This is a genomic window from Enterobacter sp. IF2SW-B1 (genome assembly GCF_001743375.1).
GTDB classification, from domain to species: domain Bacteria; phylum Pseudomonadota; class Gammaproteobacteria; order Enterobacterales; family Enterobacteriaceae; genus Enterobacter; species Enterobacter bugandensis.
This window is the reverse complement of record NZ_MJAA01000013.1, coordinates 19,499-37,889: the sequence shown is the minus strand read 5'-3', so window position 1 is coordinate 37,889 and position 18,391 is coordinate 19,499. Positions and strand designations below refer to the sequence as shown.

Sequence of the window (18,391 nt, the reverse complement as noted above, 5' to 3'; positions counted from 1 at the left end):
AAGGATCTCTCAGGAATTGGGTTTAAAGCCGGTGGCCACGTTCAGGAATCGCTTCGACAGATCATCCTGAGTCATGAAGCCGTATGACAGCGCGCGGTAATTCTTGCTGCGCGGGTCAACCAGGAAGAGCGCCGGAAAGTGCGTGATATTCATCGACCGGGACTGTCCGGTGTCCGGACGACTTTGTGGCAGGGTGGCCGCAACCTGTCCGTCAACCGATACCGGAATAAGTGAAATCCCGTTGGTTTTCGCAAAGTCAGCCACCACGCCCGCCATCTGCACATCGATCGGGTCACTGCCCCGGTAGAAGTAGAACAGACCATACTGCTGCGCCAGCTGCTCCACGGCGCTCTGCCGCGTCTGCTGGTCGCGGGTCTGCATAAACGGCGCCATGCTGTTGTAGTGCGGATACTCCAGGTTGTAGTCGAGATCAGGATGGCTCAGTTGCGCCGCCGCAAAGGACTGGCTGAACATCGATGCCCGGTCTGTCCAGAACTTCTGCCAGCGCAGGAACGTCGCCGTGTTTTCCCGTGAGGGGAACAGGATGGCGCGGTTAAGCGCCTCCTGTGTGTACCCTTTAAGTACCCGGGCCTGCTCCATTGGGGACATCTTACTGAGATCCGGAATGGCCTGCGGTGCTGGCTGCTGCGGTTTCCGGGGCTGCTCAGGGGGCTTTTTCGGTTCGTTGTACCAGGACCAGCCTGTGAACGGCTCTGCCGGCGTCACAATCTCCTCGGCCATCACCGCATGGCTCGCCAGCGCCATGAGCAGGCCACAAAGGACACGCTTCATTTACCACCTCCCTGCTGGTTCACCTGCGCGGCAATGCGTTCCTTAATCTGCTGAACCTGCGTGCTGGTATCGGGGATTTTCTGGTTCTTCATCAAATCCTCGTAGAAGTCAGAGAAGTTGATTTTGTCGAAGTCGATGCTCTGCAGCTCCGGAACGGTGATCCCCCGGCAGTTCGGGCTGTCGCCGCTGCCGAACTTAACGCCCAGCTGGTCGCGACGCCCCTGCTCCTGAATGATGCGGGCAAGCTTGCCGTCAAAGACGCAGTAGACCTGACTTTTCTGGATGCAGGCACCCAGCACCTTGCGATCGCACCGCTCGCCGACGCTGACGGTGATTTTCTTCGCCTTCGCCTTCCCTATAGCCTTTTCTTCATCATCACATGCGGCCAGTCCGGCACTTTGTCCCCAGCCAGAGTCTTTGCAGCAGTTAGAGAAACCGGCAAAGGCCTTACGGCAGCGCATGGCTTTCCCCGTGAAGGCTTTTACCTCAATGGAGCTGCTGGCGTCTTTTGCATCTTCCGCTGCCGAGGCAAGACCTGCCAGTTTTGCCACCGCCGTATCGAAACCGCTGCTTCCGGCACCATTGGTGTCATCACACTCGCCTGACTTACAGATGTAGTCGCCGCCGCAGACCAGGCCACCCGACTGATGCGTGGTCTGACACTGGTAGGTGTAGCTCATATGGGTACACTGCCCGTCGGTCGATTCAGTGCAGGTGTTGCCTGCCGCCGTACAGGAGGGGTTTGTCATCAACGTTCCGCAGGTTCCCGTGGAGTCTGACGGTACGACATAGTTATCGGTGTACTCCCAGCAGTCGCTGTAAACGTCATAGCTCTGGCCATTGTTAACAATGGTTTTATTTCCGCCCGGAGAGGTGCAGGTTGACGTGGTTTTTTGCGCCTTCGACATATCCAGACCGCAGGATGAAGTCCAGTTCACTTCGGGGACAAAAGTGGTCTCGACGGCATTCATAACGAGGACCAGCGTGAAACCTGACGCGCCGGACTGGAAATCCGCTATCTGCTCCCGGATATGTTTTCTACAAACACCCTGATTTCCGCTGGTACATCCGGTGCTTTGATAGGAACCGGCAGGTAACGAGCCCCCCTGCGACAACGGTGTCCCCGGAGCGCCCGGCATTTCCCAGTTAAAGGCTTTTCCGACAATCGTCTGACTGACGCCCCACCAGGAGATTTTCCCGGCATTGACATCGCGATCCGCCCAGTAAAAATGCGCGCTGATCACCGGTCCTGATGCCGGCGCTTTAAAACTAAAACTGAAGGAAGTACCGTTGTTCGTGAAAACAACATCGCCATTGGCCGCCGTCAGTGTGAACGTTTTCTGCACTGTCGTGGTGGATGTATGTCCGCCAGGTGTTGCAGTTCGTGAGCAGGCTTCCACTGAGGCCACATCCTTGTCGCAGGTGTAATTTTCAAAGGTGGTTTTCGATACTGTCACCTCCTTACACTGGTTCGCGGTTCCGTTAAGCACACCGTCTGCGCCGGCTTCGGCATTTTTACCGATAGTGATGAAAGGGGCCTGTGGGTCGATGGCGGGCGTCGGGTTCGTTTTTCCGGAGTTGATAACCGACTGTGCTGCGTCATTACCCTGCAGCGCGGCCTGCCCTTTGTTGGCCAGCCCGCCGTCTCCGCCATCCACACCGCCGTAATACCCTTTCTCCGGTGGGTTAGCGGTATAGCCTGGTATTGCTCCTGTGACGGTATCCGGGTTTTTCAGGGCTCCCGTCCCGGCGGAAGCATTGCCTTTGCCAAAGCTCGCTCCCGCTTCAAAGGCAGGATCAGCTGCGCCAGCCAGGAGCGGAAAAAGCATCAGCACCGTTGAAAGTATTTTTTTCATTTCGCGGCCTCCAGAAGATGGCGTGCCGTTGCCGCACAATCACCACTTTCTGCCACTTTTTCGAGAGCCTGCTGCAGGGGCAGACTTCCCCGAATTACGTCATGGTGGCCAGGACAGGTCACCACCAGGGCGGGTACCGTGGTGATGTTGTACTGAGTAAACAACGTTGGATCGATTTGCACGCCGGCGTCCTTGTCCTCCTTACTCAGCTCAAACATGGCCGCCGCGGTCTGTCGCATGTCGTTATTGACCAGGCCGCGCAGCGTTGGCGGAATGTTGAAACGGCGGGCATCCTTCAGCATGGGTAGCAGACCTTCACGCGGAATACCGAGGCTCACAAAGTAAATAGCCGGGAACGTGTCTTTTTCCCCCATCGTGTTGTTCTGGGCTGCGATATCGCCCTGCAGGCGGTTTATCAGATCCTGTTGCCGCTGCGGCAATACGGGCGCGGCCGCCGGATGGCCCTGCAGGTCTTCCTTCATCGCTGCCAGCGCGTCCTGCTGACCTTTGATCCAGTTATGGTCGGAGACGGAAATATCGGTCTGAGCGCTCGCCAGGGCCAGCGGCGCGAAAGCAACCATGACGCTGATCGTCAGCGCCCGGAGATAAGCGTTTTTCATTGTCATGTCCTTAAAGGAATACGCAGTTACGTTTGCGCCAGAAGAGATAGCCGAAGTTCTTTTTGGAGGATGGAGAGTTATGCGTTGTGCCCCAGAGCTGCGTGCTGGCCCCGAAAGGATGACAGTTACCCGGTTCGGGGTACATGTTGACCATCTGGTATCGCCATCGCTCTTTCGGGATGATCGGGGATGGATACTGGTTACATACGGCGACGTCCGCGCCCACAGAGTTCCAGACCAGCCCCTCACGATGCATCTTGAATGCCATTCGCTCTCCAACCAGAAGAGAGGCCTCGAGCGGAGAAAACTCACCGCTGGTATAGCCGGTTAGCGGGTAGATAGACCCCTGACTTCCCGCGCACCAGAACAGCGGAGACAGAGGAAGACCCGCTGATGAAGCAGCTGCGTCAGCAGCGCAGGCCCCCTGAGCTATCAGGTTGCCGAATAGCGCTGCCTCGGGGTTTATCAGCATCGAGAGCGTACTGTCATTCCAGAGAGGATCGACTTCGGAGAGATAGGCTATATCCATGTCGCCGGTTTGCAGACACCCCAGACTGGTGATGATGTTCAGCCAGAAAATCAGCGGGTATTTGTACCAGTGGACATGGTAGAAGGTACCGGCAGCGGGACGGTCACTCTGCCCTGCGGTTCCCGTTCCCGTTCTCCCGAGATCGATTTTAAAGCCCCCCATGTTGACCATGACGCCCGGCTCACGGGTTACATCCACCATCGCCATTGGCTCCCAGAACCCGATGGCCAGACCGATGCGGTAAAACACACCATATGGGCAAATCTGGATCGGCGAAGCCGGGTTGTTGGTATCCTTTTGGGGGCCAGCGGCCAGCTGAATATTGCCGAGCGTCATCGGAAACAGGCACTTCCAGCAGACATCGCTTATCGGGTTAACCCAGCGGCCGTCACCGGCGTTACTGGCTGCGGCCGTTGCCTGGGATGGCATACAGGAAATAAGAACCAGTAACACACCGGCCAGCCATGAAAAGTGCTTCATTTCACCTCCCGCAGCCATACACAGACCGGGCCGTCCTCAGTGTCATGAATGGAGCCAATGAACCAGCCTTCGCCCTCTGGCGCGGAAGGGAGCCAGTCACTGATGTTTTGTTTCCCCTTTTCCCAGTCGGCGATCACCTGGGGAGGCGCGTCGTTTTCCATCCAGCGGGTGGCACAGGTCAGATTGTGCTGGCGCATCCAGTCGCCAAATTCAGTCTGTGTGACCTCATCACTGGCCGGTGCAAAATAATGAGGGTGCGTCCAGAAGCCATAGCGGTCACGGGTAACCGTCACCGGCCTGACAGATTCAGGGTGAGTCATGGGGTATCTCCGGGAGTGCCGCAGCCACCGGACGGCGGGAGGGCTTAAGAAATGGTCAGTGGTTTTTGGCTTTATCAGCCGCTTTCATAATGATGGCCAGGCGTTGTTCCTGGCTCATTTCGTACAGGGCAAGAATGGCTCCGCGCAGCACGTGAGAGGGTTTGTACAACGGGTTATCGTTGAGGATTTCATCCAGCTGTCGGGCCGAACCCTCATCGTGACGTACTGACGAGATGGTGACATTCCGGCCCTTTTCAGTATCAGGGTCTTTTTTCATGGCGTTACCTGGTCGGGGGTTAATCGGAAACCGGGATGGCATTCAGGCTGAGGCGTAGCGCAACGCAGTGAGCACCGAACATCCTGAAGGGCTGCGCGGTTGTATCAGGTCGTGTTTTTTGCAGGCGTCACGGCGAAAGCGTAGCCGCTGTCATCTTCGTAGCATGCTCCGCTGGATTCCCCCTGTTCTATCCTGCGACCCGCTTCATCAATATAGAAGGCAAGTGCAGCCGGGGTATAAAACCTTCCTGCCTGCGCCCGGACAATGAAATGCCGGTATTCTGACATCCCCGCCGGAGGGAATTGGCCTTCGGAGATATCGTCAGGAACATCATTTCCAGACGGTGAACTAAACCAGCCTGGCGCCACCTTTACCTGTCTCTGATCGGCCCCATAACACAGTTCACTGTTAATTACCTTTCCTGCAATACGTTCCGGTGTTTCAGGAAATGAACGCTGTTTTTTCACTTTTTCAGCCACATCGTTGATGATTCTGACGACATCCCGCGTAAGGACAGACTGTTTTGCACTGACAGTTATGGTGACCTGTTTTAACGGAAAGTTCGTCGGGACAAATTCAGGCACCGGTTTTGTGATGTACCACCCTGCACTTTCACTTCCGCGAATCAACACACTAAGCCACATGCCGGCATAACCATCGTTCACCGCCGCGTCTTCACTGTCTTTTACCTGCTGCTCAGTCACTCTCGGCGTCATCTCCAGCAGACGCGCCCGGAAAACCCGGCGGCTGAGCTTATGCCGGTCTGCCTCTGGCAATATCCAGCGCTGTGATTTATCCCGCGTCAATAGGTAACCTGCTTCAGTCAGGCCTTTCTCCAGCTCAGTCAGCATCACCTGATAGCATTCGCGGTTAGCAAAGGCGTGAACCGCTTCGGCATGTCGGGCACCGCCAAATTGCGCCAGAGGGACGGGTATTCCCGGTCTGCTCTCCCGCGCACGGCGTTCACGGCGTGCATCTGCAAGATGCTGAACAACAATCCAGCCAGCGAGTAGCGCAACGACGACCAGAATACCGGTCATGCCCTCAGTATCACGCAAACATGTGAGCATCCCCTGCAGCCCCTGAGGGCCGGTGAAGCAGCTGATTAACGCCATGCGTTCATCTCCTCCATTCTGTTACGGATAAGCCTGACGAGGTACAGGGGAAACGCCTCATCCCGTTCTTCCGGCGCTATAGGCTGACGCTGGTTATTCGCACACCACTGGTGCCAGGCACCGGCGATCAGCGCCGGTTGCCATGAAGCGATTTCAGGGTACAGCTGACAGAGGCGATTCACTTCCTCTTCACTGCCTTTGGTATCAGCATTGAAACCTGTCATGTGCTGAGACACAGACGGCGCAGCGGTATTGTGTATCAGTGACATTCGGCGTTCTCCTGCCCTTCACCTGCAAACAACCTGTCGAGACGCTCGGAAAGTGACAGCGTCTGGCCCTTTTTACGTTTCGCGCTGTCCTCGGCCCGCATGTTCTCCAGTAAGAGGTGAATGATGTAGTCCGGGAAACGTTCATCACGTTTCGACGGCTCCCGGCTGTCCTGCTGGTTCTGCTCACACCAGTGGAGCCAGGCTTTGGTCACCAGTACCGGATGCCAGGCGTCAATTTCGGGGTACAGCGTCTTCAGCCGTTCTGCTGTTCCCATGCGAGGAGTTATCTCAGCGGGTTTACGCGGTTTTCTGGCGTAACGGCGATGGGATGTAACCGCCTGCCGCATTTCGGGAAACAGGTCACCTAACGTTGTTGCACTCATTTTTTCGCTCCTGATACCGGAATTTCTTCCACTTTCATCACGCGGCCATCGCGCGATATCCGCACGGGGATGTGTTCAAAACCGAATTTACGGGTCAGTACGCCAGACTGGTCGAAGTAGATACGTTCATTAAGCGCATCACTGGTTTCTTTGATGTTGCCGTTCACCAGGATGACCTTTACGCTGGTCTGACCGGCGAGCTGCTGTCGGGTCCAGTTCACCTGCTCCTTATCATCGCCGTCGATAAAAAAGAGCACCTGGCTGAAGGGCACCTTATCCAGAGGATTGACCGTATCGCCCTTTCGGGCGATCACGTTGCCCTGCATGTCAGTGATGGTCTCCTTCACGGTAAATGTCGGGTCCCAGGCAAAGCTGCGGTATTCCTTCGCTTTCGTGAGCCCTTCCACCGGCGTCGGACGTACTGCATGCTCCTTCACTCTTTCCGTTGCCTCTTGGCGCAGACGGTCAAGTTCGCCAGTCTGCTCCATTCCCTTCAGGCGATTCTGGATAAACGCCAGCATGTCCTGCTCTGCAGGCTCGAAGACGTTGCCCCAGGTTCCGAGATCTTTCGCCCCGCTGCCGGCGGAGAGCATCAGCAGCATCATACCCATCAGCTTCAGTCGTCTTTTCACTGGCCCCCCTGAGTGCGGCGCGCAATGTCGGCACGGATCTCATTCGTGATATCCCGCTGGTCGCTCATCACCGCCGGTTTAACCAGAATGATGGCGTTATGTGAGGCCTGCCATTCACCGAGACTCTCTGACAGCGCTGAATTGAAACGCGTTGTCAGCACCCTGGCCTTGTCTTCATCGAGCTGCAGTTGCGCGGACTGCTGCATGAACAGGTCGACTGTCCCCTTCATATCGAAGACCACCACCTCCGGTGTGACGGCTTTCGCCGTCACATATGCCACACCTGTCATGGCCAGCAATCCTGCCAGCCCCAGCATGCTGGCTTTAACCCAGCGGGATGTTTTGCTGGCGATAGTTGCACCATCGTTGACGGTATCGACGTCATACGGCTTGTCCTGTTGTTCACTCATGCTGCTTTCACCCATTCTTCAAGTTCACGAAGTTCATTGCCGAATTTCTTCTCCGCCAGCAGATATGCAGCTTCCTCCGCAGTGGCCCCGGCTTCTCTCTGCAATTTCTGCATGAAGGCAAAGTCCTCACCACGCGAGCTGAACATGGCGCGTGTGACGGGGTCGACGAACAGACGGTGGAAGGAGCTGTATTCCCCGGCGTTTATCAGCAGGGAGCTGTAGCCGGTCTGCAGGGCTGGCTGGAAGCCACGGATAACTTCTTTTTCCATGTCCGAGAACTGATCCGGGTTATCGGCAAGGTACTGTTTAAACGCCTTCGCATCCTGCAAGAGGGTGATTTTGGTGGAACTGTTGTTCCAGGCGGCTTCCGCTTCCTTACTGGCGCTGAAGTCCTTGATGCCCTGGGTGATAGTGATAAACGCGCCACGGTGACGACGCACGGTTCGGTAGCCGGTTTCGATAAACCGTGCCGCGTGCGGGTTGGAGCCACCCAGCAGACGCCAGGCCTCGTCGATGATGCAGACTTTTTTGAGGTCGCGCGGGCTGTGGTACATCTTTTCCTGAATCGCCAGAATGAGCGAGAACAGGATCGAGGAGAGCAGCTTCGGCTTGTCTTCCAGACTCAGCAGCTCCAGTACCGCGAAACGGGTTTCACCATCGAGCGTAGGGGTGTCGGCGTTAAAGTATTCTCCGTCCGGCCCCCAGGTGCAGTAGGTATCGAGCAGCATGGCCAGCTCAGCAAGGCGCGAGATGATGGTCGGCTTGTCTGCAAACGCCTGATTCACATCCTCGTTAGTCAGGTAATTATGGACGTCGTCGATACGGGCTTTGTTTGCCTTTTTCTCCCACGCATCCATTACCGCTTTCTGCAGGATCGCCTCGCAGACGCCATCAAGCGGCTGCGTCGGGCTGGCAAGTACCGTCAGCAGACGCACAATCCCTTCAGCAGAGTGCTTGATGTCTTTGACGTTGGCGAACGGGTTAAAGCGCAGTTTAGAGCCATCGAGATAAACCCCACCGGCCTGATGACAGTAGTTTTTGTAGCTGTCCCCCATGTCAATAACCCAGCCGTAACCGCCGGCGTTTAGTACATCGCGCAGCACCCCCTGTATCAGAAACGATTTACCTGCCCCGGACGTCCCGGTAACCGCGATGTTGAAGTTGGTACTACCATTCTCCTCGCCAAACATGTCGTAGAACGCGACCTGGTTGCGGTAGGTCGGCAGCGGCATACCTACATTCGACAACTGGCGTTCGGCCACGACCGGCATCAGGCTCACCGCGTTCCATGACTTGGCGCGCAGCGTCGCGCCTGTTGTTTTCAGGTCTTCCCACATCCCTTCCTGCATGACGAACGGGAAGCCGGCCAGCCAGTTACGCATCTGCTGGTACTGTATCGTTACCATCTCCAGCTCGTTCTTGCGGAACACGTTCACGGCAGCCAGCTCACAGGCCTGTGCATCAGTAGTGTTGTCCGGCGCGAACAGGGTCAGGTTAAAATACGTGTTGCAGAGTGCAATTTCGTTATTGTTCAGTTGCTCACGGGTACGTCGCCATTCTTCTGCGGCCCTTTTGGTGCCGGGAAAAAGTGCGGCGTAGGCTGAGTTGGCCTTTTTGGACAAATCGGTATCTTTACGAAATGCCTCACTCTGGCTTTTCGTCTGCTCCTCCAGCTCCGTCGTCCAGGTCAGCATAAAGGGACAGGGTATTCCGAGGTCAGGAAAGCGCAGGTTCTGCAGATTGTCAGCCCCCTGCCACAGGGCGAAGCGTTTAGGCGTTTTAGCAAGCTGCATGTTGATGATGCGGCATGCCGATGCCGGCAACCGTGTCCCGCGCGCGTCGATGGTCTCGGGCAACGTCATCCGGAGATGCGACGGATAGACATCAAGCCCTATACCCTGATCAACCACCTGGCGGTTCAGCTTTTCATCCTCGTTGTAGTCGCCTGAGGACGTCAGCACCTGTTCCTGGCGGTAGTTCATCTGCTCGCGTACCGCAGACAGGAAGCCGTTCACATCGACGTTCACGCTGTCGATGCGCGCAGCGCCCAGGGAGACGCGGATGGTGTTGCGGATCTGAATCAGGTCATCAATCACCCGTTGTGTCTGGGAAGCGCGCTTCAGCGGCTGACCATAGACAAGAAAGATACGGTAGTTACGCAGGTAAAGCGGGTAATCGCGTTCGTTGGCCAGACCGTGCAGCGCAGAGCGCTGCCAGAACGCGCGGGTGATTTTATTGAGGTGATCGGCCATCCCTCCTTTCCACATGTCGTTACTCACACCGCGATCGATACGTTCCCCGACACACTTGCTGGCGAGCATGATGACGGTGACGGGAGTCTGGCGGGGCAGTTTTTTGCGCAGCATGTCATCGAGCGCGGCCATCACCTGTTCGTTCGCGCCAGGCAGCGGGGCGGCTTCCATGATGAAGCCTGCAGAGCCGGCGTTGACGAAAATCTCATTGATGTCGTCGTAATACCGGTACGGCAGTGCCGCAACCAGGGACGGGTAGCCCCACGTCTGGGAAAGATTCTCGCGGGCCGTGGCGGCACCGTCTTCCTCTTTCCCGTTTTTCAGCATATCCATCAGGTTGTCGACAAAACTCATTTTCGACCCTCCGCAGCGGCCCGGATTAACTCCAGGCGACGCAGCTTCTCTTCGTTCATTTGCCCGGATAGCGGTGCATCACCGGCTGTTTTAATCTGCCAGTCACAGCTCACGCTCAGAACGGCCAGCGTTTCATCGTCGGTATCGACTGACTGTGTGGCGGTGATTTGCGTCGTTCCTTTCCGTGAATGGACTAACGATTTCGCCAGATGATCGATGCCGTTCTTGCCGGTAACGTAATGGCTGCTCATTCCCCGCCCTCCCCGATAACGCGGTAGCTCTCATCCCAGTGGGATTTGTTTTTCACGAACTCAACCACAGCCGGCTGATGAAAGTTGTCGTCCGTGTCCACCCAGGGGGCAATCCACAGGCGCTGCGTGGCGTCAGGAATACGCTGAACCGGAACGCGGCCCGCCGTGTTAACCGGCACGGGGGTCGCATGACTCGGCGTGGCCAGCGGCGTGACCAGTGAGCCGGATGTTTTCGCGGGCGCAGTGGTCAGAGGCCTGGCGGCGGTGGTTCCGGTTGCTGCGACGGAGACAGGACGGAACGGATTCACGACCGGTGCCGAATTGCGCAGTGCCGGCAGGGTTTCACCCGCAGGCTTTTTTGCGGTTTTCTCTGCCGTCAGGTCATCCAGACTTTTACCCTGAGCGGCCAGCTTGTTGGCCTCACCGGTGGTCAGGCACTGGTCAGTAGCAGTCTTGTTACAGTCGAAATCAGAATTGAGACCGGCGCAGCCGGTCAGTGCGCTGCACAGCAGTGCAGCACCCAGTAGTTTTTTCATGGGGTAACTCCGGTTTTAATTTAAGGGGTATTCAGGGAGGGGTAATACTCAATTTCAATTATTTGCAGTTGCACTGAATCACAGTGAAAACCAACTGCACAGCAAGGCTGCCAAACACGCCGGCATAAAATAAATCCAGCGTCAGAAAGTTCAGGTTCATCTGGATAAAGCCATAAATACTCGCCACTATCAGCATTCCGCCCCACGGAACGACTGAACCATACATAAGAAACCCACCATCGAGTTTGTTAAAGGCTGAGTCGCTAAAGCATACGAGGAACAAGCTTAAGAGCAGACACACTCGCCAGGAGACCCAGCCCATATCACCCACGCCTTTAAGATTGAGCACTGCCCACACTGTCAGTTCGATAGTGAATACCAGTGCTGGAATCAGGATATAGCGATAGTTGTGCAGGATTTTGAGTAATGGATAGCGCGCCATGTTGGCAGACATAAACACTCCAGTGAAATGAATTACAGGAAGACGTTGATGACATGAGCAAGTGCGCCTATGGTCATCAGGGTGAGTAACACTGTGAGCCCTCCAGTATGGTTGTAAACAGAAACACCGGTCGCTCCGGCTGTTATTACCAGTAGTGCAATGGCTCTCGTACGCTTCATTCCTCTCCGATTTTCTCGTTACCGTCAGTGACTTTATGGAGGAACTTCAGGTCAGGTTTCTTTTCTGGCCAGACGGTCCTCACTTCTTCCTGATACCAGTTGCTGACAATGCTGACCTTCAGCCCCTCCGTTTCGGCCTGGTGCTTAAGATGTTCCCAGGCGGGAAGATTTAAGGGTTCATACTCAGAAAGCATTCTGTCGAACACCCCCGCCCAGCTTTGGTTGTAGCGGGGGACAATTCGCCTGCATATCCATTGAGTCAGAAATAGCCAGAAAACCAGGAAAACCAGCGCCCACAGTGAGAGGTAGTACGAAAGAACCGGCCCCCCAACACCGAGAAAGATGGCAACCACCAAGAACATGTACCTGCTTGCTGCCGGAGTGGGCCGACCAGCCTCCCAGTCAGCAATATGCATCCGCATGCTCCTGAGCAGGTTGTTATTACGCTCTTCGTCACGCATTCCGGCTTCCCCCACGAAGAGCGGCATCAGAAATGGCGCTGAACTCCGCGTCCAGCCACTTTCTGAGTTCTTTCTGCGTCAGCTCATCCTTATGAAAAACAGAGAGGGCCAGGGTGCGCATGGCATCAATATCAAGCGGCTCATATGACCGAATTTTCTTCTGTATTTTCTCTTCCCATGTTTCACCAGTCTGTAGCAACCCGGCCAGAATCAATGCCATTCCTATTGCAAAAGAAACCACAGTAAGCCTTTGATTGCCTGACCAGAAGCTGAAAATCAACATCCCTGTAGCGGTTAATGTCCCGACCCAGAATATCCAGTGAGGCTTTGTTTTTTTTCCAGCCATCCAGCGGTTAAGGTCCTCTTCGATACGCTTTAGTTCGCTTTCGCGCCTCATGGAACCTATATCATTCATTTGCCCTCCTTAGTTGATGGTGTCACCCAGACGCAGCTGGCTGGCCTGGCGGAGAACATCATCAGGGTTGATGTTGCCGACTGAGGTGGTGCTGGATGCAGTGGTCTGGCTCGCCGGTTGAGGAGTCACGGCGTTCTGCGCGGCGTTGCCGGCTTTCTGCAGTTCCTCTTTCGCTTTAGCGTCCTCAGCGTCTTCCAGGGTTTCAAGGCGGAAGCCCTTCTGGAACACGACAGTTACCAGGTTGCCAGCACCGATATCAATCACGGGGTGATACTGCTCGGCGCGCTTAATCCAGTACTGGCTCAGCGTGTCGGCCGCCTTACTGGCTCCGCCGCCTATACCCTGCTTAAACACGTCGCCGGCACCGACATCCGCTGTGGCACCGAGGCCGACAGATGGTGTTGCCGCAGATTTGATGCCTTCACCAAAACCTGACAGGAGGCCAGCTGCACCGGCGTAGCCGACAATCATGCCGTTCCGCATGACTGGCTTGCCACGAACGCCGCCTTTCCCCTGATAGCTGACATGGCCATCGAACTCCATATCGACGTGCTTGCCGTTTTTCAGTACGCAGCTGAGTGATTTCGTCCGGACAATCCCGCGCTCGCTGGAGATGTCACCCCAGATTTCCCCCACCACAAAGCAGCCGTCTGCGCTGTATTCTTTGTTGTTCGGCATCTGGATATTGCCCAGCAGTCGGATGGTGACGGGCTGGGTGTTCTGCTGGCCGGTAACACTGGCGTTGGCGTCGGCCCCTTCAATCATGATGGCGTCAGAGAAGGAGCCTGACGGAATCCAGGGAAGTTTTGTTGGCTTTTTCTTCAGGCTTTCATAGCTGAACTTTGTGGTGCTCAACCCACCTGTCATTCTCTGGCCAGAGCCGCCCGGGTAGAACGCTGCGCCCTGCCCCATATTCACACCAGTGGCGGCCGGTGTGCCTGATGGGGTCACGGTGTATTCGGGTGGCCGGGCCTGACCGGCAGCAACAGGACCGGGGAGTGGTGTTCCGTTCTGACCGGCAGGTGGTGTCTGCTGGCCAGTGGTCGTGTTGCTGCCGGGGGCTTTCGTTAGCTGGTCATTCAGGCGCTGAATTTCTTCATCCTTTTTGGCCAGTTGTTGCTCGGTGGTGAGCTTGTTCTGTGCAAACTGCTGGGTGAGCGTGGCGAGCTTGTCCTCAAGTGCGGAGGTCTTGGCCTGCTGCTGTGCCAGTGCGGCATCATTAACCTGCTGGTTAAACGCTGCCGTGACCACGCCAGTCATGTTTGGGGTGGCGACCGGCGCGGGGTGTTTCTGTTCCTGCTGATGTTGCCCGTACCAGATAACGCCGCTCGTGGCGGCGGCGCCTCCCACGATAACGGCGGCAAGAATGGCCAGCTGTTTGCGCCGGGTTTTCAGGTTTTTATTCAGACTCATGGGCGGGTGTCTCCGTCATCTGAAAACACAATCCAGGCGTAGCCTTCGCCGCCAGCGTAGAGCTGATTCTGCGACAGCATTACGGCCCGAACGCCCTTGCGCCAGAAATCGCGCTCGCGCAGGCTGCGGGTGATGCTGCCCGGGTTGCTCATCCGGAAGCGCACAACGCGCAGGTGGTTACCAACAAACTGGCGTTCCGGTGTCAGGCGTACATCACTGGCGGGTGTGTATGCAGGCATGCGGCTGACCGGATACTCCTGGTAGTCGTCCGGCACCTGACCGTTGACTACGGCGCGGGACAGTGCGACCAGTGTTTTTTCGTAGGTCTGCCCTTCTTCCCATGCCTTCGCATCGTCGTTCTTGCGAAGTGGTGGTGACATTGGGGTGAAGCGCAGTGTTTTGCCGTTACCCGGCTGCGGCCTGATGTTAAGGCTCAGGGATGAGCCGCGGTCGGTCTGAATAAACAGCGTGAAGTTCTGGCTGACAAGTGGAGACAGAATAAGTGCTCCGTCGTCGGTCTGGCTCTGGTCATAGGCACCGGTTGGTCCGCTGATGCTGGTAATGAGTTCTCCGTCGACAACAACCTTGCTCGGATTGGTGTTGCTGAGAGTGACGTTAAAGGCGGCGTCGTTCTCAAACGGAATGGCTGCGGGTGCGGAAGCGGCCCGGAGGCCGCTGGTAAATAATCCCGCTGCCAGAAACACAGCAGCAGCTGCCGGTGAAATACGAAATTTCATGGGCAGTCCTGTCAGTTGGTGGTGGATACCGGCTGGAGTTCTTCGAAGCTGTGGAGGTTAATCACACCGTTCTCATAGCTCAGTTTCAGGCGGTAGGTTTTTTCCTGGTCTTTCATTGGCGTGATGATTACGCCGTTAGTGGTGGAGGACTTCAGAACTCCGCTGTACTGCACGGAGCCATCATCCATGACGCGAATTTCTTTCGTGTCGAACTGGGTGGAAATGCCCGCTTTCCTGATGCGTTCAGCTTCAATGTCCAGAGCTTTCTTGAGTTCGTCCCGTTCGTCGGAAGGGACGAATCCAAGAATCATTTTCTGGTTGTTGTCGATGTTTTCCGGGGTGACGTTCAGTCGCCAGTAAATAAAGGAGGCGGCGAATTGTGTCAGGCCTGGGGCATCGACACCTTTTGAATCTGATGTGAAGGGGCGATTAAATGTTAATGGTGTGGTAATGGTTTTCTGGGTGGTGGCAAAATACCATGCAAGCGAACCTGTCAGTACGTTACCGGCCCCCATAAGTAAAGTTAAAGCTGAAAGACCAATAAACGCATAGCGGAGTTGTTTATCGCGCTCTCCTTTAATATTCAGTTTCATGAAAACTATGCCCTCCAGTGCCGGAAACTAGAATCAGGTATCTGGCGAAAGGTTACTTTGAATAAAAGTGATGGCAGGTGCCAGTAACAGAAATTAAGTAACCAGTACGACCCCTGCCCTTTTTTCAGATATCTGACGATGAACCAGAGGATTCCCGCTATAACGCCAAGTTCAACTGACAGGTTGTTAAGCACCCCCAGAACAATAAGGGGTGCGGTAACAATTAACTCATCAATTGGCAAACCTAAATAGCGGTCCTGCTGGTTCATTGTTTCCGGGAAGTTGTATTTATCCTCCTCCCCGCTCATCGTTTAACTCGCGATGCCGAAGGCTACACGGGTAAAGATGATTGCCATTACGATACCGACGAATACCAGCGGTGAGCGGGCCTTGATGTAAATAAACAGGCCCATGATGATTTCGGCAATGTAAAACCATTTAATCAATGAAGAGCCAGAACCGAAGGTGGAATTAACCGTGGTGTTCTGTGAGGAAAGAAGGTCGGTGCCGCCAGCGAATGCCGGGTGAGTGACCATAAGTGCAATTAAAAAAGCGCCTGCTGACTTTAAGTAAAATTTAGTCTGGCGATTTTCGCGTGCTTTGCGGAATAAAGACGCTACCGCCCATCCCTTACCGACGTTAAGGGCACTGCCTTTGGTTAACATGTTTGTTTTCTCCGAAGTAAACAAAAGTGATTCGCGTAAGTGCTTGTTTACGCGGGCGCAATTGTCCCATGACCCTAAAAAAAAAAAACTGTGACGCATGTCACACTTTTTGGAATCATTCAGATTTATCCGAATATGTAAGTGAGTAGGCTTTGTTGACCAGAAAGTATGGAAATGGCCTCCGGGATCTATAGCTATGAAAGTTAAAGAGAAAATGTGGGATGGCCGCGGCCGTCCACGTAAGTTCCAGCCGGGTGAAGCTGTGGAGTGGCGATTGCGCGCTCCGGATAATCTGCTTATGGAGCTGAGAATATGTGCCAGAGCTGGCAACAGGAGTGTGAATGAGGAAATTATTGCCAGGCTTTTGTTGTCGCTGAATTATCAGCCGGGTAAGCCTGTGATTAAAACAGCGGAGGGTGAGAGGCTCATTGCGCTGGCGGTGAGATTTGAGGAATGGCTTGGAAAATTACTTGATGGTGAATCCGTTGATGCTGTGAAGGAAGTTAATATCCCGCTCAAGCAAGAGCAATTGTGGATGTGGCGTGAGGGTGAAAGAATTTTGCTTCCGGGCAAAACAACCGGATATAGCATGCGTATTCCTGAGAACCTTGCGGATGAAATCAGGGCAATGGCGAAGGTGCATAACCGTAGTCTTAATGACGAAATGCTCACCCGCCTGATGAATACGCTGGGTTATTTCACGGAAAGGTTACTTGACCAGAACGAGGATGCGCAGGCACTTAAAGTTCTTTGCATGGAGTTCGAGGTGTTCCTGAAGGAAAAAATAAGGGAGGTGGAGAAAAGTGACCTTCCCTGGGATGAAAAGCCGTCTCAGTGATCGATTCTGGCCGGAGTGTTCCGGCCAAAGAAGTTATTTTACCCTGCCAGGAAGTGGTCTTTTTCGGCTTTATCTTCCGCATCGTTAATTGCACTGATGTTGGTGTTTATTAGCTCTTCCAGTTTCACGCCAGAGTCGGGACCTTTGAGAGTAACGAAGATGTCAGAGACAAGGGCAGTCAGAATCATAATACCTTCTCGTGACCCGGAGACTTTCTTTATAAGGTCGCGCCTAAAACCATCCAGGTCAAATGAGCTTCCTTCTTCTTTCGATTTGTATACCATTAGCCCAAGGCGTACTAATTCGTTGACTATCGAAGAGTAGTTCATCTCAGAAGAGGTGGCCCCTTTCTGTAGCTCTATTTCAAGAATATCATGTATTTCGCGGTCAATTTTGTCTTTAAAGTAAATGTTCTTTCTTGGCATAATAGTTTCTCGATGTTCTAATGCAGTGCCTGATGCGGCACTGCAATGGCGAACTTTAACAGCTATCCGTGGTGCAGGGTTCTGGTAACCAACTGATTTTATATATGACTCATCCCTAAATATGTGTGCTAATCAGGCACTACGGTGTGTGTGCATTAGGCACTATGATGTGTGTGGTTCAGGCACTATCTGCTTTTAACTTACTCTATTAATTGAATACACACAATCCCCACACTTCAGAGTGCTGTATTAGCACACATTGCAGTGCCTGATTAAGCACTGCAATGTGTGTCAGTCCACACACCTTAATCGCACATACTCAAAAATCACGAAATAAAACACACATCATGCCACTGAATTTAAAGAAAAAATCTGCAAGACGAAGTCTTGCGTGGGGTGTGATGTTTTAAAGGGTTAGTAAAGAGCGGCATGTTAATACCGTCTACTGCTCTGACATGTTTATTTCGGACAGGTGTTAAATCCCTTCAGGAGAGCGCTCACGCGCGTTTGTAGTGAATTAACTTGATTACGACGATCCGCCGGGGTATTTTTTAAGGCGACTCTCCAGAGCCCGTGTATTTCGTTAAAAGGCCAAACCATGAAAACATCGTTACTGCCTGCGGCATTGCTGACTCTTTCCATGTCTGCTGGCGCAGCTCCCCAGATGTGCTTTGATCAGGCCGGGAAAGATTATCAAATTGATCCGCTGCTGCTTATGTCAATTTCAATTAAAGAGAGCAGACTTAAGCCGGGTGCGATAAATGGATCAAACAGGAATGGAACAGAAGATGTCTGCGGGATGCAGGTGAACAGTTCCCATTATGGTAAACTTAAAAACTTCAATATTACCCGTGAGCGCCTGTTGAATGATCCATGCATCTGCGTTTATACGGGGGCATGGGTACTGGCGCACAACTTCAGGTCATACGGAAAAAACTGGGACAGCGTAGGGATGTATAATACGGGGCCGAGCAAAAAGCTCATTGCGAAGCGCAAGGCCTATGCTCAGGATATCAAAAATATATATCGTGTATTGCTGGCAAGAAAAAAGTTACTTTCTGAACGTCTGGCGCCAGCTGCGGGGAAGGAGCATGAGATTAAAATTGCGGATACGGCCTCGTTACATAGCGGACAGTAAAAAGCCGCT

25 protein-coding genes are annotated in these 18,391 nt (G+C 54.2%); 2 read left to right on the top strand and 23 right to left on the bottom strand.

Features of this window, described 5'->3' with window-relative positions:
* Nucleotides 1–9 precede the first annotated feature (9 nt).
* The 22 genes from traF to A6013_RS21310 all read right to left on the bottom strand — a co-directional run bounded on the left by traF (nt 10) and on the right by A6013_RS21310 (nt 15,981).
* Complete coding sequence (traF, locus tag A6013_RS21415) at nt 10–792, bottom strand: type-F conjugative transfer system pilin assembly protein TraF (RefSeq protein ID WP_047959887.1); 783 nt, start codon at nt 790–792, stop codon at nt 10–12.
* Nucleotides 789–2,648 carry a type-F conjugative transfer system mating-pair stabilization protein TraN gene (traN, locus tag A6013_RS21410; RefSeq protein ID WP_069733719.1) on the bottom strand — a complete coding sequence of 620 codons (1,860 nt, stop codon included), beginning with the start codon at nt 2,646–2,648 and terminating at the stop codon, nt 789–791. Before traN ends, traF begins: the two co-directional genes overlap by 4 nt.
* Nucleotides 2,645–3,268 (bottom strand): type-F conjugative transfer system pilin assembly protein TrbC, encoded by a 624-nt coding sequence (gene trbC, locus A6013_RS21405; protein WP_069733718.1) that lies wholly within the window; start codon nt 3,266–3,268, stop codon nt 2,645–2,647. The genes traN and trbC overlap by 4 nt, the downstream gene beginning before the upstream one ends.
* A gap of 10 nt (nt 3,269–3,278) precedes the next feature.
* Nucleotides 3,279–4,277 carry a conjugal transfer pilus assembly protein TraU gene (gene traU / locus A6013_RS21400; protein WP_015572105.1) on the bottom strand — a complete coding sequence of 333 codons (999 nt, stop codon included), beginning with the start codon at nt 4,275–4,277 and terminating at the stop codon, nt 3,279–3,281.
* Nucleotides 4,274–4,597, bottom strand: coding sequence for a hypothetical protein (locus tag A6013_RS21395; RefSeq protein ID WP_069733717.1), 324 nt, complete (start codon nt 4,595–4,597; stop codon nt 4,274–4,276). Before A6013_RS21395 ends, traU begins: the two co-directional genes overlap by 4 nt.
* Nucleotides 4,598–4,652: 55 nt before the next feature.
* Nucleotides 4,653–4,874, bottom strand: a complete 222-nt coding sequence (locus A6013_RS21390) for a hypothetical protein (protein WP_015572104.1) — start codon at nt 4,872–4,874, stop codon at nt 4,653–4,655.
* Nucleotides 4,875–4,978: 104 nt separating this feature from the next.
* Entirely contained in the window at nt 4,979–5,989 is a 1,011-nt protein-coding gene (locus tag A6013_RS21385; RefSeq protein ID WP_069733716.1) for a hypothetical protein, read from the bottom strand.
* Nucleotides 5,980–6,258: a hypothetical protein gene (locus tag A6013_RS21380; protein WP_069733715.1), complete on the bottom strand. Its 279-nt coding sequence runs from the start codon at nt 6,256–6,258 to the stop codon at nt 5,980–5,982. The genes A6013_RS21385 and A6013_RS21380 overlap by 10 nt, the downstream gene beginning before the upstream one ends.
* Nucleotides 6,249–6,641 (bottom strand): hypothetical protein, encoded by a 393-nt coding sequence (locus A6013_RS21375; protein WP_083264109.1) that lies wholly within the window; start codon nt 6,639–6,641, stop codon nt 6,249–6,251. Before A6013_RS21375 ends, A6013_RS21380 begins: the two co-directional genes overlap by 10 nt.
* Complete coding sequence (gene traW / locus A6013_RS21370) at nt 6,638–7,273, bottom strand: type-F conjugative transfer system protein TraW (protein ID WP_069733714.1); 636 nt, start codon at nt 7,271–7,273, stop codon at nt 6,638–6,640. Before traW ends, A6013_RS21375 begins: the two co-directional genes overlap by 4 nt.
* Nucleotides 7,270–7,683 carry a type-F conjugative transfer system protein TrbI gene (gene trbI / locus A6013_RS21365; RefSeq protein WP_015572098.1) on the bottom strand — a complete coding sequence of 138 codons (414 nt, stop codon included), beginning with the start codon at nt 7,681–7,683 and terminating at the stop codon, nt 7,270–7,272. The genes traW and trbI overlap by 4 nt, the downstream gene beginning before the upstream one ends.
* A complete protein-coding gene (traC, locus tag A6013_RS21360; RefSeq protein WP_015572097.1) occupies nt 7,680–10,289 on the bottom strand; it encodes a type IV secretion system protein TraC in 2,610 nt (869 codons plus the stop codon). Before traC ends, trbI begins: the two co-directional genes overlap by 4 nt.
* Nucleotides 10,286–10,540 (bottom strand): hypothetical protein, encoded by a 255-nt coding sequence (locus A6013_RS21355; protein ID WP_015572096.1) that lies wholly within the window; start codon nt 10,538–10,540, stop codon nt 10,286–10,288. The genes traC and A6013_RS21355 overlap by 4 nt, the downstream gene beginning before the upstream one ends.
* Nucleotides 10,537–11,076, bottom strand: coding sequence for a type IV conjugative transfer system lipoprotein TraV (traV, locus tag A6013_RS21350; protein ID WP_015572095.1), 540 nt, complete (start codon nt 11,074–11,076; stop codon nt 10,537–10,539). Before traV ends, A6013_RS21355 begins: the two co-directional genes overlap by 4 nt.
* Nucleotides 11,077–11,134: 58 nt before the next feature.
* Nucleotides 11,135–11,530: a hypothetical protein gene (locus A6013_RS21345; protein ID WP_015572094.1), complete on the bottom strand. Its 396-nt coding sequence runs from the start codon at nt 11,528–11,530 to the stop codon at nt 11,135–11,137.
* Nucleotides 11,531–11,693: 163 nt separating this feature from the next.
* Entirely contained in the window at nt 11,694–12,158 is a 465-nt protein-coding gene (locus tag A6013_RS21340; protein WP_126497522.1) for a hypothetical protein, read from the bottom strand.
* Entirely contained in the window at nt 12,151–12,573 is a 423-nt protein-coding gene (locus A6013_RS21335; RefSeq protein WP_015572091.1) for a hypothetical protein, read from the bottom strand. The genes A6013_RS21340 and A6013_RS21335 overlap by 8 nt, the downstream gene beginning before the upstream one ends.
* A 9-nt stretch (nt 12,574–12,582) precedes the next feature.
* Nucleotides 12,583–13,986 (bottom strand): F-type conjugal transfer pilus assembly protein TraB, encoded by a 1,404-nt coding sequence (gene traB / locus A6013_RS21330; protein ID WP_015572090.1) that lies wholly within the window; start codon nt 13,984–13,986, stop codon nt 12,583–12,585.
* On the bottom strand, nt 13,983–14,723 hold the full coding sequence (gene traK, locus A6013_RS21325) for a type-F conjugative transfer system secretin TraK (protein WP_015572089.1): 741 nt from the start codon (nt 14,721–14,723) through the stop codon (nt 13,983–13,985). The genes traB and traK overlap by 4 nt, the downstream gene beginning before the upstream one ends.
* An 11-nt stretch (nt 14,724–14,734) precedes the next feature.
* Nucleotides 14,735–15,316: a TraE/TraK family type IV conjugative transfer system protein gene (locus A6013_RS21320; RefSeq protein ID WP_015572088.1), complete on the bottom strand. Its 582-nt coding sequence runs from the start codon at nt 15,314–15,316 to the stop codon at nt 14,735–14,737.
* A 5-nt stretch (nt 15,317–15,321) separates the two neighbouring features.
* Nucleotides 15,322–15,624, bottom strand: coding sequence for a type IV conjugative transfer system protein TraL (gene traL / locus A6013_RS21315; protein WP_015572087.1), 303 nt, complete (start codon nt 15,622–15,624; stop codon nt 15,322–15,324).
* Nucleotides 15,625–15,627: 3 nt separating this feature from the next.
* A complete protein-coding gene (locus A6013_RS21310) occupies nt 15,628–15,981 on the bottom strand; it encodes a type IV conjugative transfer system pilin TraA (RefSeq protein WP_015572086.1) in 354 nt (117 codons plus the stop codon).
* Nucleotides 15,982–16,177: 196 nt separating this feature from the next.
* Here A6013_RS21310 and A6013_RS21305 point away from each other — a divergent pair, with 196 nt between their 5' ends.
* Entirely contained in the window at nt 16,178–16,819 is a 642-nt protein-coding gene (locus A6013_RS21305) for an Arc family DNA-binding protein (RefSeq protein WP_063136877.1), read from the top strand.
* A 38-nt stretch (nt 16,820–16,857) separates the two neighbouring features.
* On the opposite strand, the gene A6013_RS21300 is transcribed toward A6013_RS21305, so the two are convergent.
* Nucleotides 16,858–17,244: a relaxosome protein TraM gene (locus A6013_RS21300; RefSeq protein ID WP_023338043.1), complete on the bottom strand. Its 387-nt coding sequence runs from the start codon at nt 17,242–17,244 to the stop codon at nt 16,858–16,860.
* Nucleotides 17,245–17,842: 598 nt separating this feature from the next.
* Between A6013_RS21300 and A6013_RS21290 the strand changes: the two genes are divergently transcribed.
* Nucleotides 17,843–18,382, top strand: coding sequence for a lytic transglycosylase domain-containing protein (locus A6013_RS21290; RefSeq protein WP_069733712.1), 540 nt, complete (start codon nt 17,843–17,845; stop codon nt 18,380–18,382).
* Nucleotides 18,383–18,391 lie beyond the last annotated feature (9 nt).